General features: G+C 70.3%; 16 protein-coding genes. 8 read left to right on the forward strand and 8 right to left on the reverse strand.

From position 1 onward, the window contains the following. Window positions 1-64 precede the first annotated feature (64 nt). Window positions 65-493 (reverse strand): hypothetical protein, encoded by a 429-nt coding sequence (locus ABN273_RS25545; RefSeq protein ID WP_349451527.1) that lies wholly within the window; start codon window positions 491-493, stop codon window positions 65-67. 140 nt (window positions 494-633) lie between these two features. Here ABN273_RS25545 and ABN273_RS25550 point away from each other — a divergent pair, with 140 nt between their 5' ends. The 3 genes from ABN273_RS25550 to ABN273_RS25560 all read left to right on the forward strand — a co-directional run bounded on the left by ABN273_RS25550 (window position 634) and on the right by ABN273_RS25560 (window position 2355). Next, window positions 634-921: a hypothetical protein gene (locus tag ABN273_RS25550; RefSeq protein WP_349451528.1), complete on the forward strand. Its 288-nt coding sequence runs from the start codon at window positions 634-636 to the stop codon at window positions 919-921. Between the two features lie 271 nt (window positions 922-1192). Beyond that, the gene (locus ABN273_RS25555) at window positions 1193-1696 is read left to right on the forward strand and encodes a hypothetical protein (RefSeq protein WP_349451529.1); all 504 of its coding nucleotides are present in this window, start codon (window positions 1193-1195) and stop codon (window positions 1694-1696) included. A gap of 236 nt (window positions 1697-1932) precedes the next feature. Next, complete coding sequence (locus ABN273_RS25560; protein ID WP_349451530.1) at window positions 1933-2355, forward strand: nuclear transport factor 2 family protein; 423 nt, start codon at window positions 1933-1935, stop codon at window positions 2353-2355. A gap of 386 nt (window positions 2356-2741) precedes the next feature. On the opposite strand, the gene ABN273_RS25565 is transcribed toward ABN273_RS25560, so the two are convergent. Then, window positions 2742-3401, reverse strand: coding sequence for a potassium channel family protein (locus ABN273_RS25565; protein WP_345002424.1), 660 nt, complete (start codon window positions 3399-3401; stop codon window positions 2742-2744). Further along, window positions 3401-4066 (reverse strand): potassium channel family protein, encoded by a 666-nt coding sequence (locus tag ABN273_RS25570; RefSeq protein ID WP_349451531.1) that lies wholly within the window; start codon window positions 4064-4066, stop codon window positions 3401-3403. The genes ABN273_RS25565 and ABN273_RS25570 overlap by 1 nt, the downstream gene beginning before the upstream one ends. 103 nt (window positions 4067-4169) lie before the next feature. Between ABN273_RS25570 and ABN273_RS25575 the strand changes: the two genes are divergently transcribed. Genes ABN273_RS25575 through ABN273_RS25585 form a run of 3 tightly spaced genes read left to right on the forward strand, consistent with a single transcriptional unit; the run spans window position 4170 to window position 8415 of the window. Beyond that, complete coding sequence (locus ABN273_RS25575; RefSeq protein ID WP_349451532.1) at window positions 4170-6212, forward strand: APC family permease; 2043 nt, start codon at window positions 4170-4172, stop codon at window positions 6210-6212. A gap of 9 nt (window positions 6213-6221) precedes the next feature. Then, window positions 6222-7472, forward strand: a complete 1251-nt coding sequence (locus ABN273_RS25580; RefSeq protein WP_349451533.1) for a class I SAM-dependent RNA methyltransferase — start codon at window positions 6222-6224, stop codon at window positions 7470-7472. A gap of 34 nt (window positions 7473-7506) precedes the next feature. Further along, window positions 7507-8415, forward strand: coding sequence for an LLM class flavin-dependent oxidoreductase (locus ABN273_RS25585; RefSeq protein WP_349451534.1), 909 nt, complete (start codon window positions 7507-7509; stop codon window positions 8413-8415). Here the strand turns inward: ABN273_RS25585 and ABN273_RS25590 are convergent. Further along, complete coding sequence (locus ABN273_RS25590; protein WP_349451535.1) at window positions 8410-9903, reverse strand: MFS transporter; 1494 nt, start codon at window positions 9901-9903, stop codon at window positions 8410-8412. The genes ABN273_RS25585 and ABN273_RS25590 overlap by 6 nt on opposite strands. 187 nt (window positions 9904-10090) lie before the next feature. Between ABN273_RS25590 and ABN273_RS25595 the strand changes: the two genes are divergently transcribed. Both ABN273_RS25595 and ABN273_RS25600 read left to right on the forward strand, forming a co-directional pair. Beyond that, window positions 10091-10462 (forward strand): YciI family protein, encoded by a 372-nt coding sequence (locus tag ABN273_RS25595; RefSeq protein WP_349451536.1) that lies wholly within the window; start codon window positions 10091-10093, stop codon window positions 10460-10462. Beyond that, window positions 10459-11670 (forward strand): RNA polymerase sigma factor, encoded by a 1212-nt coding sequence (locus ABN273_RS25600; RefSeq protein WP_349451537.1) that lies wholly within the window; start codon window positions 10459-10461, stop codon window positions 11668-11670. Before ABN273_RS25595 ends, ABN273_RS25600 begins: the two co-directional genes overlap by 4 nt. A gap of 31 nt (window positions 11671-11701) precedes the next feature. On the opposite strand, the gene ABN273_RS25605 is transcribed toward ABN273_RS25600, so the two are convergent. The 4 genes from ABN273_RS25605 to ABN273_RS25620 are packed head-to-tail and all read right to left on the reverse strand — an operon-like array spanning window position 11702 to window position 15572. Then, entirely contained in the window at window positions 11702-12301 is a 600-nt protein-coding gene (locus ABN273_RS25605) for a response regulator transcription factor (RefSeq protein ID WP_349451538.1), read from the reverse strand. Then, window positions 12298-13389, reverse strand: a complete 1092-nt coding sequence (locus ABN273_RS25610) for a sensor histidine kinase (protein WP_349451539.1) — start codon at window positions 13387-13389, stop codon at window positions 12298-12300. Before ABN273_RS25610 ends, ABN273_RS25605 begins: the two co-directional genes overlap by 4 nt. Then, complete coding sequence (locus tag ABN273_RS25615) at window positions 13386-14507, reverse strand: sensor histidine kinase (RefSeq protein ID WP_349451540.1); 1122 nt, start codon at window positions 14505-14507, stop codon at window positions 13386-13388. The genes ABN273_RS25610 and ABN273_RS25615 overlap by 4 nt, the downstream gene beginning before the upstream one ends. 51 nt (window positions 14508-14558) lie before the next feature. Beyond that, window positions 14559-15572, reverse strand: coding sequence for a glycoside hydrolase family 18 protein (locus tag ABN273_RS25620; RefSeq protein ID WP_349451541.1), 1014 nt, complete (start codon window positions 15570-15572; stop codon window positions 14559-14561). Window positions 15573-15610: the final 38 nt, after the last annotated feature.

Below are 15610 nucleotides of genomic sequence, written 5' to 3' on the forward strand. Positions count from 1 at the left end.
TGGGTGATGTTGTGCTGGATCGCCTTGAGCGTGCGGTGACGAAGGTAGTCGCCGTTCTCCTGGCTCAGTCGGTGGAAGCAGCCCGGTCCAGCGCATTGGAGGCGGCCCTGTCCAGATCGGGATCGAGCGCGTTTCGTAGAGTCACGACTGCTTCTTGCCGCAGCATCAGCCGGCCGATCTCCGTGTCGTGGCCTGGCGCGGGCAAGCCGGCTGCTCCGGCGTGCTCGTATGCCGCCTGGGCTTCCTGCCGCAGGGCCACGTGCAGGATCCTGAGCCGCTCGCGCGCCGCCACGCCACGGCCACCTCGCTCGCCCATGGCGAGCAGGTCGAGGACCTCGTCCACGAACTCGCCGTCGAGCCCAGTGATGCGCAGTGCCAGATCCACGGCCATCCGGATGATCTCCGGCAGCTTGTCAGGGCAGGGGTCGGCGGCCAGGCTGGCAATGCGGGGATCGGCGGGGGCCAGGTCACGTATCTGCCTGTTGAGGAACAATGCGGGCCGTGGACCTGGAGCCGGCTGGGACCACGAGCCCGGGGAGCGCTCGCGGATGAACTTAACTGATCGGGATTGTCGAATGCCGTCATCGTGTTGAGGTACTGAGGTACTTTGGTGCAGAGGGATAGGTGATTTCAATGACCATGCCAAACCCGGGCGGGAAGCGGCAGGCGCCGTTGAAGGTCGATCTGGCAACAGACAAGCTCATCACGCAAGGTGCGCACTTCCTTGGGATGACCAAGAAGGACCTCGTGAATGTCGCGGTCCGTGCCTATCTCGACCAGCAGCGTGAGGAGATCCGTCGAGGCATGATCGAGTCAATGAAGGTGCTCGATGGCTCCCTGAGCTCGGGTGTGTCCTTGCTCACGGGGCTCTCCGCCGAGAGGATCGAGGAATTGGGCGGCGTAGGAGACTGGGAGGAATAGCCTCACCGATGGCACATGTCCGGCCCACGATCCGGGTCCTTCGCCATTATCTGAGGATCCCCATCCCTCCAGCAAACCTTCCGCTGGAGAACGTCGAGCATCCGCTCCTGGACAAGGCCTCCCGCCAGTTCGCTGACCCTGATATCGCTCATGAGCGGATACGTGCGGCAGACGACACGGTTCTGTTCAAGGTCAAGGTGCAGCGATGGCGGGGAGCGGTGTGGAGAGATGAGCCTGCTGCGGACGTAAAGGCATGGCTTGTGGCTGGGGGATGCGCGAGGAGGGCTCCGGGGACGATTTCTATTCCGCGCTCATTGCCGAAACGAGAGCCGCCCGTGCCCGGTACAACGCCGAGCATGACAAGCCACTAGTCACTGACACATACAGCGCCCATCTACTGCCTGGCCCCGATGATCACGACCGCTATCGTGTGGAAAGCGCGACACGGTTTGCGTTGCGCCTCAATCGCATCATTCGTGACCTGGTCCGTGGCTCGCTCCGTGACGGGCATGAGCACGCGGCCGACTTCTCGGGCTTCAGGCTTGGCATCTTGATCAGGGCCGAGGATGGGCATGAAACTTATGCCGCGATCCGCATCACCGGCTCCGTTCCGCACGACCTGATCACGCTTATCCTCAGCCGGATGCCTGGCTGTCCCCCTGAAGCGTGGTTCCCAGAGGTGGCTCTGCCTGAGCGTGATCTGCTGCCGGCTGAGCAAGTGTGGTCCAACCTGATGGATCCCAAAGCGGCCGCCCAACTCCTTGACGAGGAGTAGGGCGGGTCCGGCGCATCAGCGGTCGGAACAAGCTGTTGCCAACCACTCGCTCCAGGCAGCATGTTCACGTTGAACACCCACCACGGGCCCGGGTGGGTGTCGCTTCAAGATCGCACAATCTCCGGGGTCTCTTCCAACGTCCCGTGATGACCATTGCTCTGACCAGCCTCACCGTCCGTTGATCATGGCCGAATGTGGCCAGCCCCCTTGCCCGAAGGGTGCTTAAACTGCGCCGCATGACCTCTGAGCGGAACCGCGAGCTGGTAAAGCGGGCATGGCGATCATTCTCCACTCGGGATAAGGATTTGATCGCGACATTCTTCACCCAGGACGCGGAGTGGCTGGCTCCGCCCGGGAACGCGACCGCCGTGGCGCTCGGCGGATCACACCACATGGTGGGCAGGGACGCCATCGTCTGTTTCCTCACCGTCGACTTCCCGCGCATGTTCGTCGCCGATGTGGCGGTGGATTTCCGCGGGTTCTACGCCGACGGCGACGTGGTCGTGGTGGAGGAGACCATGCAGGCCACGCTGGCCAACGGCAACGCCTACCGCAACGACTACTGCTTCGTCTTCGAACTGCAGGACGGGCTGATCCATCGGGTGCGCGAGTACATGGACACCGCCAACGGGCATCGCATGGTGTTCGATGAGGCGTGAGGGCAGGGAATTGCGGATCAGCCTTTCGCGGCACAAACGACATCAAGCAGGAATTGTTGCATCTGTTGTGGTGCTGGCTACCTGCCGCACTAGCGCTGCGCCTGGCTTGGATGTCCTTGACGTGTGAGTAATCGGGGTCGCGTCCGAGGGGTGCGGGGACCGGCAGGTCCCCGCCTGGGGGTGTGGGGGCGTGCCGCCACACAACGCAGCCCGAGCTCTTGTCGCGCGAAGCGCCCCATGCGAGGACCGTGCCTTTGCGGGGTCGAAGGGGCGGAGCCCCTGGGAGGCAGGGCCCGAGTGCTCGCATGGCGCGTAGCGCCCCCTGATGCGAGGACCTTGCTTTTCGCCCCCGGGACCCTTGGACCCTCGGACCCCGCCCGTGCTGGCTAGTGCTGGGAGAGGAGGTGGGCGAGTTCCTGCTCGACCTCCTGGTTGGCCACGAACAGCAGCTCGTCCCCCGCCTCCAGCGGATCGTCCGCCGTCGGCACCAGGACCCGGCCCTCCCGGAGGATCGCCACCAGGGCCGCGTCCACCGGCCAGGGGACCGAGCCCGCGCGCTGGCCCACCACCGGGGCGTCCTCCGCCAGCGTGAGCTCCACCAGGTTGGCCTGGCCCTGGCGGAAGGTCATCAGGCGGACGAGGTCTCCGACGCTGACCGCTTCCTCCACCAGTGCGCTCAGCAGGCGCGGGGTGGAGACGGCGACGTCCACGCCCCACGACTCGTTGAAGAGCCACTCGTTGTTGGGGTGGTTGATGCGGGCCACCACGCGCGGCACGCCGTACTCGGTCTTGGCCAGCAGCGAGACGACCAGGTTGACCTTGTCGTCGCCGGAGGACGCGACCACGACGTGGCAGTTGTTGAGGCCGGCCTCGTCCAGGGAGGCGATCTCGCAGGCGTCGGCGAGGAGCCACTCGGCGCGCGGCACGCTGTCGATCTTGATGGCCCGGGGGTCGATGTCGATGAGCAGGACCTCGTGGCCGTTCTCCAGGAGTTCGGCCGCGATGGAGCGGCCGACGGCGCCTGCTCCGGCGATGGCGACGCGCATCACTCCTCCTCTTCCGGTGCCGCGGCGAGCACCTTGTTGACGCGGTCCATGTCGTTCTCCGCGGCGATGACGTGCAGCACGTCGCCCTCCTGCACCACGGTGTCCTCCGTGATGGTCAGGGCCTCACCCATGCGGTTGATGAAGGCGGCGCGGGTGCGTACGCGCGCTTCGAGGTCGACGACGCGGGTGCCGATCCACTCGGGGTGCACGGTGACCTCGGCCAGGATGATGGTGCCCGTGGGGTCGCGCCAGAGCGGCTCGGCGCCCTCGGGGAGGATGCGACGCATGATCTGGTCGGCCGTCCAGCGGACGGTCGCCACCGTGGGGATGCCCAGCCGCTGGTAGACCTCGGCCCGTCGCGGGTCGTAGATGCGGGCCACCACGTTGTCCACGCCGAACGTCTCGCGGGCCACGCGAGCGGAGATGATGTTGGAGTTGTCGCCGCTGGAGACCGCGATGTACGCGGCGGCGGACTCGATGCCGGCCTCGGTGAGCACGTCGCGATCGAAGCCGATGCCCGTCACCCGCCGTCCCCGGAATCCGGCGCGCAGCCGCCGGAACGCCTGCGGGTCGCGGTCGATGATGGCGACGGAATGGCCGCTGTCTTCGAGGATGTGGGCGAGAGTCGAGCCGACCCGGCCACACCCCATGATCACTATATGCATTTCCCCCCGCATGTTCGCGGTCGGCCGGTTGCTGGACTCCAGTATGGCCCGAAGGGGGAGCGCCTCGTTTTGGGGCCTCGGCATGGGGCTAGCATCTCGTTACGTGGCGAAGGTAACAGATCTGGTTAAACGCTTGCTCGTGGGGCGGGCCCTACGCAGCGGGCAGCTGCACGAGCAGCTCCTCCCCAAACGGATCGCACTACCGGTTTTCGCGAGCGACGCGCTCTCCTCTGTGGCGTACGCGCCGCAAGAGATTCTGGTCATCCTGTCCCTGGCCGGCGTCTCCTTCTATGCATACAGCCCCTGGGTCGCGATCGCCGTCGTGGTGGTGATGCTCACCGTCGTGGCGTCGTACCGGCAGAACGTGCACGCCTATCCCAGCGGCGGCGGCGACTACGAGGTGGCGACCACCAACCTCGGCAAGAACGCCGGGCTCACCGTCGCCAGCGCGCTGCTGGTCGACTACGTGCTGACCGTCGCGGTGTCCGTCGCCAACGGCGTCGACTACGTCGGCGCCACCATCCCGTTCGTGGCCGAGCACAAGCCCGCCGTCGCCATCGTCATCGTCGTCCTGCTCACCGTGGTCAACCTGCGCGGCATCCGCGAGTCCGGCGTCGCCTTCGCCATCCCGACGTACGGATTCATGGTCGCCGTGCTGCTCCTGATCGCCTGGGGCGGGTTCCGGCTGCTGGTGCTGGGTGAGGAGCTCCAGGCGCCGAGCGCCCAGTTCACCATCGAGCCCGAGCAGACCAACCTGGCCACCTTCGCCGCCGCGTTCCTGATCCTGCGCGCGTTCTCCTCCGGCTGCGCCGCCCTGACGGGCGTCGAGGCCATCAGCAACGGCGTGCCCGCGTTCAGGAAGCCCAAGAGCAAGAACGCCGCCACCACGCTGCTCATGATGGGCCTGGTCGCGATCACCATGTTCGGCGGCATCATCGCGCTCGGCCTGGCCTCCGGAGTGAAGGTGGCCGAGCCGGCGGTGGTCGCGGATCACCTGCTCAAGCCTGACGGCACGCCCGTCGGCCCCGACTACTACCAGCAGCCGATCATCTCCCAGGTGGCCGACGCGGTGTTCGGCGGCGGGTCGCTGCCGTTCATCGTGATCTCGGCGGTGACGGCGCTGATCCTCTTCCTGGCGGCCAACACCGCCTTCAACGGCTTCCCGGTGCTCGGCTCCATCCTGGCGCAGGACCGTTACCTGCCGCGCCAGCTCCACACCCGCGGCGACCGGCTGGCCTTCTCCAACGGCATCGTCATCCTGGCGGCCGGCGCGTGCCTGCTGCTGTGGGGCTTCCAGGCCGACGTCAGCCGCCTGCTGAACCTCTACATCGTCGGCGTCTTCGTCTCGTTCACGCTCAGCCAGACCGGCATGGTCATCCACTGGACCCGCCACCTGAAGACCGAGACCGACCCCAAGGTGCGCCACCAGATGCACCGCTCCCGCGTGATCAACTTCTTCGGCGGGATCATGACCGGACTGGTCCTGGTGGTCGTGCTGCTGACGAAGTTCCTGGTCGGGGCGTGGATCGTGTGCATCGCGATGCCGATCCTGTTCCTCATGATGAAGGGCATCAGGGGCCACTACGACAAGGTGGCCGCCGAGCTGGAGCTGACCGACGAGTACGAGCCGGCCATGCTGCCCGCGCGCAACCACTCGATCGTGCTCGTCTCCAAGCTCCACAAGCCGACCATGCGCGCCCTCGCCTACGCCCGCGCCACCAGGCCGTCCACGCTGGAGGCCGTCACGGTGGGCGTCGAGGGCGAGGAGGCGCGCAAGCTGCAGGAGGAGTGGGAGCGGCGGGGCATCCCGGTGCCGCTCAAGATGCTCGACTCGCCGTACCGCGAGATCACCCAGCCCATCCTCGACTACGTCAAGAGCCTGCGGCGGCGCTCGCCGCGCGACGTGGTGACCGTGTTCATCCCCGAGTACGTGGTCGGCCGCTGGTGGGAGCACCTGCTGCACAACCAGAGCGCGCTCAGGCTGAAGGCGCGGCTGCTGTTCAAGCCGGGGGTCATGGTGACGAGCGTGCCCTGGCAGCTGCACTCCTCCGACCGGCTCAAGGGCAGGCCCGAGCCGTTCGCTCCCGGGGCCGTGCGCCGCCCGTGGCACGAGACCGTCAAAGATGAGGAGCACCTCCGGGCATAGGGTGTTCCTGTGGAACAGGCATCTCTCGAGCTGACGGTAGGTCCGGTCGCCCACGGCGGCTGGTGTGTGGCGCGCCATGAAGGGCGCGTGGTGTTCGTCCGGCATGCGTTGCCCGGCGAGCGCGTGATCGCCCGCGTCACCGAGGAGACCGCCCGGTTCCTGCGCGCCGACGCCGTGGAGATCCTGGAGGCCTCGCCCGACCGGGTGGTGCCGCCCTGCCCGTACGCGGGCCCGGGGCGGTGCGGCGGCTGCGACTGGCAGCACGCCACGGTGCAGGCGCAGCGGCGGCTCAAGGCGCAGGTCGTGGCCGAGCAGCTGCAGCGGCTCGCGGGCATCTCGCGCGAGGTCGTGGTGGAGGAGGTGCCGGGGGCCAAGGACGGGCTCGGCTGGCGCACGCGGGTGCAGTTCGCCGCCCTGCCCAGTGGTGAGCTGGGCTTCCGGCGGCACCGCTCGCACGAGATCGAGGTCGTGGACGCCTGCCTGATCGCCCATCCCGAGGTGGAGGCGGTCGGGGCCGAGCAGCGCTCCTGGGCGGGGGCGGCCGGCGTCGAGGTCATCGCGTCCTCGGCCGGCGACCGGGCCGTGGTGGTCAAGCCCAAGCCGCGACGCAGTGTCGCGGTGCCCGATCTCGACGCGCCCGCCTCGATCCTGCTCGACCAGGGCAAGGGCCGCACGGAGCCGCGGCGCGGCTCCGGGGTGCTGCGCGAGCAGGTGGGCGACCGGGAGTTCCGGGTGGCGGGGAGCGGCTTCTGGCAGGTGCACCCGGGGGCAGCCGAGACGCTGCTGGACGCGGTGCTGGCGTACGCGGCGCCGGAGCCGGGGGAGTGGGCGCTCGACCTCTACTGCGGGGTGGGGCTGTTCGCGGCCGGGCTGGCCGAGGCCGTGGGGCCGTCCGGCGCGGTGTTCGGCCTGGAGTCGGAGGCGGCCGCCGTACGCGACGCCCGGGCCAACCTCCGCGACCTGCCGCAGGCCCGGGTGGAGCGCGGCCGGGTCGAGGAGGCGCTGGACCGCTTCCAGATCGAGCGCGCGGACCTCGTGGTGGTGGACCCGCCACGTTCCGGGCTGGGGCGCGAGGTGGTGGAGCGGATCGCCTCGCTGGAGGCCCTGCGCATCGTGTACGTGTCGTGCGACCCGGCCACGCTGGCGCGGGATCTGGCCTGGCTGGCTGAACGCAGCTACACCCTGTCCGATATGCGGGCTTTTGATGCATTTCCCATGACCCACCACGTGGAGTGCGTGGCGCTGCTGTCCCGAGGTTGACCTCGACCTCACTTGAGGTTGCACAGTGGACCGCATGGAGAGCTTCAAGATCGGCGTCATCCTGCCCGGGGTCAACGTCATGCGCCGGGACGGCATCGACCTGCGAACGGCGGCCCGGCACGCCGAGAACGCCGGGCTGGACGGCGTGTGGCACGGCGACCACCTGGCCATCGGGGGGCCGGCGCTGGACGGCCCGATCGCCCTGGCCACCGCGGCGGCGGCCACCGCCGAGATCAGCGTCGGCACGAGCGTGTTCATCCCCGCGATCCGGCCCCTCGCCTGGGCCGCCAAGCAGATCGCGACCTTGCAGTACGTCTCCGGCGGCCGCCTCGTGCTGGGCGTGGGTTCGGGCGGCGGGCCCGGGCAGTGGGCGGCGGCCGGGGTGCCCTACGGCTCGCGTGGCCGCCGTACCGACACGGCCCTGGAACTGCTGCCCCGCCTGCTGGCGGGCGAGGAGGTACGGCTGCCCGACGAGCCCGGCGAGCCGCCGGTCCGGCTGGCCCCTGCTGCGGCGATGCCGCCCGTGTGGGTCGGCAACGCGTCCGCGGTGGCGATCCGGCGGGCCGCGCGGCTGGGCGACGGCTGGTTCCCGTCCCTGATCTCGCCCGCGAAGGTGGCCGAGGGCCGGGCCCGCCTCGCCGAACTGGCCGCCCAGCACGGCCGCCCCACGCCGGTCATCGCGATCGGCGGCGCTGGCGCCCTGGGAACCGGGCCCGGCCTTCCGTCCCGGGAGGAGATCGCGTCGGGCATCAGCGCGGCCTACGGGCGCCCCCTGGAGGAGGTCGTCCCGATCCCGCTCACCGGCCATCCGAAGGAGGCCGCGGAGCAGCTCGCCGCCTACCGCGAGGCGGGGGCGAGCCACGCGATCATCGGCATCTCGGGGGGCGACTGGCGGACCCAGGTGGACCTGCTGGCCGAGGCCCGGAGCCACCTGCGCCTATGAGCGAGTCGCCTCGTAGCCGGGGAGTGCGGCCGGGGTGGTCCGGGCCGCCGGGCGCATGGTCAGCACCAGTACGGCCAGGCCGGCGAAGATGACCGCGGCGACGACGCCGGTGACGTGCAGGCCGGCGGTGAACGCCGCCCGCGCGGCGTGCAGCAGTTCCGCGCCCTGGCCGGCGGGAAGGCGCTCGCCGGCGGCGATCGCGCCGGCCAGCGAGTCGGACGTGCCGTCCATCCGGCTGCGGTAGACCACCGCCGCCACCACGCCGAGCAGCGCGAAGCCGAGCGAACCGCCGAAGTAGTTGCCGGTCTCCGACATCGACGCCGCCGAGCCGGCGCGCTCCGGCGGTACGGAACCCATGACCAGCCCGGTGCCCAGCGCGAACAGCGGGCCGGTGCCCAGCGCGAGCACGGTGATGCCGATCATCACCAGCGGCAGGGCGCTCGCACCGTCGACGGCCACCAGCAGCAGGCTGCCCAGCGCCGACGCCACCAGCCCGCCGGCGATCGCGGTCGTCTGCTTCACCCGCCGGGCCAGCGCCGGCGCGGCCATGGTGCCGACCGCCACGCCCAGACCCATGGGTGCGAACAGCACCGCCGAGGCGACCGGCGAGAAGCCCAGCACGCCCTGCAGGTACTGGGTCACCAGCAGGCCCGTACCGGCCATGGCGACTCCGGCGAAGACCAGCCCGACGAGTACGGCCGTGAACGGGCGGTTGCGGAACAGCCGCAGGTCCAGCAGCGGCGTCTCCAGCCGCAGTTGCCGGCGTACGAACAGGAATCCGATGGCCGCGCCGACGACGAGGGTCACCGCCGGCACGACCCGCACGCTCTCGACGGTCAGTTGCTTGATGCCGTAGACCATCAGCAGCACCGCCGCGAGCGACAGCCCGACGCTGGCCAGGTCCAGCCGGCCGGCCTGGTCGCTGCGGAACTCCGGCAGCAGGACCGGCCCGGCGAGCACCAGCACCGCCATCGCCGGCACGGCGACCAGGAACACCGAACCCCACCAGAAGTGCTGGAGCAGGAATCCGGCGAGCACGGGCCCGAGCGCGCCGCCGGTGAACTGGCAGGTCGCCCAGATCGCGATGGCCAGCCCGCGCTGTCGTTCGTCGCGGAACATGTTGGTGATCAACCCGAGTGTGGACGGCGCCAGGGTCGCGCCGGCGATGCCCAGCAGCGCACGCGCGACGATCAGCATCAGCGGGCCGGCCGCGAAGGCGGCCACGACCGACAGCACCGCGAACGCCGCTCCGCCGATCAGCAGCAGCCGCCGGCGGCCGATCCGGTCGCCGAGCGTGCCCATCGTGATGACCAGGCCGGCCACCATGAATCCGTAGCTGTCACTGATCCACAGCTGCTGGACGTTGGTGGCACCCAGGTCGGCGCTCAGCTGTGGGAGCGCGAGGAGCAAAGCCGTCGTATCTATCGCGACGAGCAAGGTCGGCAGCATGAGGACGCCCAGTCCCAGCCATGCCCGGTTGACTCGCATATCCGAAACTTCCTGTTCTCTCGACGTTTCGCCGGTTGGTCGGAGCGGTCGAGGGCTTCTTGACATCGGCACGGGTGAAAAACTCGTGCGAAGAAATCTGGCGAGGGTATGTCAAGACGACGGCGGCGGCTCCGACCAACGGGTCGAAGGGCCCAGCCGGGGCCCCGCGAAGCACGAGGAGTACGAGATGAAGTTCCTGATCAGCATGCATATCAACCCGGCCGTGCTGGACGCGCTGACCGACGCGGAGAAGACGGCGATCGGCGAGGGCCACGGCAGGTTCATGGAGGAGCTGAAGAGGTCCGGCGAGCTGATCCTCACGCAGGCGCTGGTCGACCCGTCACAGGCCGCTGTGGTGTCCGTACGCAACGGCCAGCCTGTGGTGACCGACGGCCCTTTCCTGGAGGCGAAGGAGTTTCTGGGCGGCTTCTACCTGATCGACTGCGAGAACAAGGAGCGGGCGATCGAGCTGGCGGCGCAGATCCCGGACGCCGCGATCGAGGGCCTGGGGATCGAGGTGCGACAGGTGATGTTCTCTGACGGACAATTGGAGGCATGACGGCATCAACCATTGGGGACCTGCTGCGTGAGCTCACGCCGCAGGTCCTCGGCACGTTGGTACGCCGGTACGGCCAGTTCGAAGGGTGCGAGGACGCCGTGCAGGAGGCCGTACTCGCCGCCACCGTGCAGTGGCCGGCCGAGGGAGTGCCGGACAACCCGCGCGGCTGGCTGGTGACTGTCGCGTCCCGGCGGCTCATCGACCAGATGCGCAGCGACCACGCGCGCCGCGAGCGGGAGTCGGCGGTGGCCACCGAGGTGACGCCCGAGGACGTGCCGGACACCGACGACACCCTCGTCCTGCTCTTCCTGTGCTGCCATCCGACGCTGACCGCGGCCTCCCAGACCGCCCTGACGTTGCGGGCGGTCGGCGGCCTGACCACCGCTGAGATCGCCCGCGCGTTCCTGGTGCCGGAGGCCACGATGGCGGCCAGGATCAGCCGGGCCAAGCAGCGCATCAAGGCCGCCGGCAGCTCGTTCAGCCTGCCGGACGGCGCGGAGCGCGAGGAGCGGCTGCGGGTCGTCCTGCACGTGCTCTACCTGATCTTCAACGAGGGCTACACCGCCTCATCGGGCAGCGAGTTGCACCGCGCCGACCTCGCGCACGAGGCGATCCGGCTGGCCAGGATGGTGCACGCGCAGCTGCCCGAGGACGGCGAGGTGACCGGGCTGCTCGCGCTGATGCTGCTGACCGACGCCCGCCGGGAGGCGCGTACGACGGCGACCGGCGACCTGGTGCCGCTGGACGAGCAGGACCGCAAGAAGTGGGACCGCGCGCTGATCGACGAGGGCATGGAGCTGGTCAAGGCGTCGCTGGCCGGCCCGGCGCTGGGGCCGTACCAACTGCAGGCCGCCATCGCCGCCACGCACGCCGACGCGGCCACGGCCGAGGAGACCGACTGGCCGCAGGTGCACGCGCTCTACCTGATCCTGGAGCGGATCGCGCCCAACCCGATGGTCACCCTCAACCGGGCGATCGCGCTCGCCAAGACCGAGGGCCCGCAGGCCGGGCTGGCCCTGCTGGCCACGTTGGACAGCGACGAGCGGATGGCCGGGCATCACCGGCTGCTGTCCGTGCGGGCGCATCTGCTGGAGGAGACCGGCGACACGGCCGGGGCATACGAGCATTACCGGCGCGCCGCGAAGTCCACCGCCAGCATCGCCGAGCAACGCTACCTGGAGTCACGCGCCGGCCGGGTGAGACCGTAGCTCCGCTCCGAGGGACGCGGAAAAGGCGGAGTCAGAGCCAGCCCATGCGCTGGGCCGTGCGGATCGCCTCCAGGCGGTTCTGCGCGTTGAGCTTGGTCATCGCGCTCGACAGGTAGTTGCGCACGGTGCCCTCGGTCAGGTGCAGCTCGGCCGCGATCCGCGAGATCGTGGCCCCGTCGCCGGCCAGCCGGAGCGCGTCGCGCTCGCGGTCGGTGAGGGGGCTGTCCCCGGCGGCCATCGCCGCCGCGGCCAGCTCCGCGTCGAGGTAGCGGCCGCCGGCCTGGACCTTGCGGATCGCCATGGCCAGCTCCTCCGCCGAGGCGTCCTTGCCGAGGAAGCCGCTCACGCCCGCCTCCATGGCCCTGCGCAGGTAGCCGGGGCGGCCCAGGCTCGTCAAGATGATGATCTTGCACCGGGAGCTGATCTGCTCGGCCGCGCTGAGGCCGTCCATGCCGGGCATCTCGATGTCGAGCACCGCCACGTCAGGGTGGTGCTCGGCCACGGCGGCCACGACCTCGTCGCCCCGGCCCACCTGGGCGACGACCTCGATGCCCTCCTCGAGGTCGAGCAGGGCCGCGATGGCGCCCCTGATCAGGTGCTCGTCGTCCGCCAGCAACACCCTGGTCGTCATGCGGGCACCGCCGCCCGCAGCAGGTAGTGGCCCTCGTGCGTCGGCGAGGCCTCCAGGATGCCGCCCGCCGCCCGCACGCGCTGGGCCAGCCCTGCCAGGCCGTTCGGCATGTGCTCGCCCACCGGCCCGCTCAGCCCGTCGTTGGACATCTCCAGCACTCCGTCCTCGATCGTGATCGTGCAGCGTTCGGCCTTGCTGTGCTTGAGCACGTTCGTCGCGCCCTCGCGGACGACCGCGGCCAGCAGCGTGCGGGCCTCCGGCGCCAGGGTGCCCGTCTCCGCGTGCACGGTACACCGTACGTCCGCCGCCTCCAGCACCGCCCGCACGCTGGCCAGCATCTCGTCCAGGTCGACGGCCCGGTAGCTCTGCACGACCGAGCGCACCTCGCGCAACGACTGCCTGGCCAGGTCACGTACCGCGAACATCTCCTCGGCAGCCGCGCCCGCGTCGGCGGGCAGCGTGCGTGAGGCGTTCTCCGTCCGGGCCGCGATGTCGGTGAGGCTCTGCCCGAGCAGTGCGTTCAGGTCGCGGGCGAAGCGCAGCCGCTCCTCCGACACCGCCAGCCTGGACCGCGCCTCCTGCCCTTCGTAGGCCTCCTTGGCCACCTCCCACAGCCACAGGTTGGCCAGCACGCCGCCCACGCTGATGGCGGTGAGCAGCCCCTGCGTCAGGATCAGCGGCGGCACGAACGCGCCCATCAACCCCACGTAGAGGTTGAAGGCCACGACGGACAGCACCGACAGGACCACGGCGGTGCGCCTGCGCACGAACGGGGCCAGCGTCGCCAACCACGCCGGCATGGCCCACACGAGGCCGAAGCCGGCCAGGACCAGGCTGATCGCGCCCGTCACCGCCAGGATCGCCGCCGGCCGCGAGCCGCCCCGCATGGCGACCCTGAACGGCCGCGTCGCCAGCACGTTGAAGACCAGCAGCAGGACGGTGCCGGTCACGACCGCCGGCAGGGGCACCCCCGCCTCCCAGCGGACATACCAGTCGTAGTAGCCGATGAGGGAGCACAACAGGATGGCGTCGGTGGAATAGACGATCAGCCAGCGGAGCTTGTCCAGCTTCGTCGCGCGCCACATCATGTCGGCACCGCCGCCCGCAGCAGGAACTCCCCGGCCGGGGTGGGCGCGGCCGAGAAGGAGCCGCCGGCCGTGGCCAGCCGCTCCGATAATCCGCGCAGGCCGTTGCCAGGGGCGGACGGCCGCGCGGGCACTCCGTCGTTGAGCATCTCGAGCACCCCGCCGTCGATGGTGATCGCGCAGCGCGTGGCGGTGCTGTGCTTCAGCACGTTCGTGGCCCCTTCGCGGACCGCCCACGCCAGCAGCGTCCTGGCGGCCGGCGACAGGCCGTCCGCCCTGGCGTCGATCAGGCAGCGGGCGCCCGCCGCCTCGAGCGCGGCACGCGCGCCGGCCAGCTCCTCGTCCAGGTCGAGCGTCCGGTATCCGTGCACCGCCTGCTGCACCTCGGCCAACGAGTCGCCGGCCAGCCGGCGCACCTGGGCCATCTCGTCGGCCGCCCGCCCGGCGTCCTTGGTCGCCAGCTTGGCGGCCAGCTCGCTCTTCAACGTGATGACCGACAGGCTGTGCCCGAGCAGGTCGTGCAGGTCGCGGGCGAAGCGCAGCCGCTCTTCCGACACCGCCAGCCGGGCCTTGGCCTCCTTGCTGTCGTGGGCGTCCCTGATCGTCCACCAGAGCCAGCGCCAGAGCAGCATGGACGCGGTCATCAGGATGGCGCTGAGCGTCTCGGGGATCAGCACGTCCAGCCAGGGCCGATCGGTGATGAGCACGACGTAGCCGCTGACCAGACCGACCACGGCCACCCCCAGGCAGAGGGTCACGGTCAGCGGGACGTACAGTGCCGCGATCGACAGCCACAGGACGCCGAGCTCCAGCCAGCTGGGCGTGTCCTCCAGCGGCTGGTGCGGCAGCAACGCGACCGAGACCGCCGCGAACAGCGTCGCGAGCACCAGCTTGGCCGTGGGGCGGTCCGGCCTGGTGTCGTAGGCGTCCCTGAGCAGGAAGGGGAAGAGCCCGAAGAACCCGAGCATGCAGGTGATGGTGATCGTCGCGTTGAGCGGGCTGATCCGGCCGGCCGTGGCATGCAGCACGGTGAGGGTCACCATCAGCACGCCCAGCAGGCCGATCACGGCGTCCATCCAGTGGAGCAGGAGCTTCCGCGCCGTCTCCGGACGCGCCGCCATCGCGTCCACCCCCTGCTGCCGGAACCCTCGTCGGTCTTGGAAATCCTATATTCAGGCAGAGCCCTCCCAAAGAATCCGTGACACGTCGGGTCTCGGAGCGACTCCGCGGAGCGACAGCCAGGCCAGCCCGTGGCGGGTGGCGTACGAGGTCAGCGTGTGGGCGTCGATCTCGTTGAGATCGCCCGAGCCGGTCAGCACGGGGGTCAGCGCGATGCGCCGCCACGCCTCATCGGGGTCGGTCAGGCCCTGAGCCCGGGCGATCTGGCTCCTGGCCGCCAGCACGGCCTGCGCCATCCGCTGCAGGCGGCCGTCGGCGGAGCCGCGCGGCTCGATCTCGGCCAGCAGGTTGACGGTGCCGATCTCGGCGCCCGCCTGGCGGGTGGCCCGCAGCATCGCGACGTCGCCCGCGTCCAGCCCGTCCTGTCTCAACGGCACCGTGAAGCTGACGTGGAGCGGCCGCTCGCGCTGCATGGCGTAGATGGCCCGCGCCCTGCGCAGCACGGCGGACCGGTCGTCGCTGTCGCGGACCTCGAAGTCGACGGCGGCGGCGTCGAACGCGCCGACCACCCTGCGGTAGGCGGCCGCGAGCCCGCCGGGTCTCGTGCACGTGCCGGCCAGCTCATGCCCGCCCGGGCCGCCGAACACGGGCGCGGCGTCGCCGCCCAGGGCCCTCAGGCGGCGGATCCGGTTGGCCACGGGGTTCTTGCCGGGGTCGAGCGGGTCGGACTCGGACGGACCATTCCATTTGGGGGCGCAGCCGTCGTCGCCCGCGACGAGGTGGCCCAGCGCGTAGCGGCGCACCCCGGTGCGGCGGGACTCCTTGTACAGGTCGAAGCCGGGCTCGCGGGCGGTGTCGACGAATTCGACGAACCCGGAGGGCGGCTCGTCTGCCACCGCGGGCGAGACGGCAGGGGTGTGCCGCACCACCGGCGGCGGCTTCGGCGCGGGGCTGGCGCCCGCGGGGAGCATGCGCACCGCCATGCCGGTGGCGCCGGTGAGCACGAGCGCGCCGAGGATCGCGAGCGGTCGCGGGAGCGTGCCTGGCTCCCTTTTGTGCCGTGGCATGTAAACCCCGTGTGATCAGTCGGCTACGTACCGGCGCT

This window comes from Nonomuraea sp. B19D2 (assembly GCF_040137845.1).
Taxonomy (GTDB): domain Bacteria; phylum Actinomycetota; class Actinomycetes; order Streptosporangiales; family Streptosporangiaceae; genus Nonomuraea.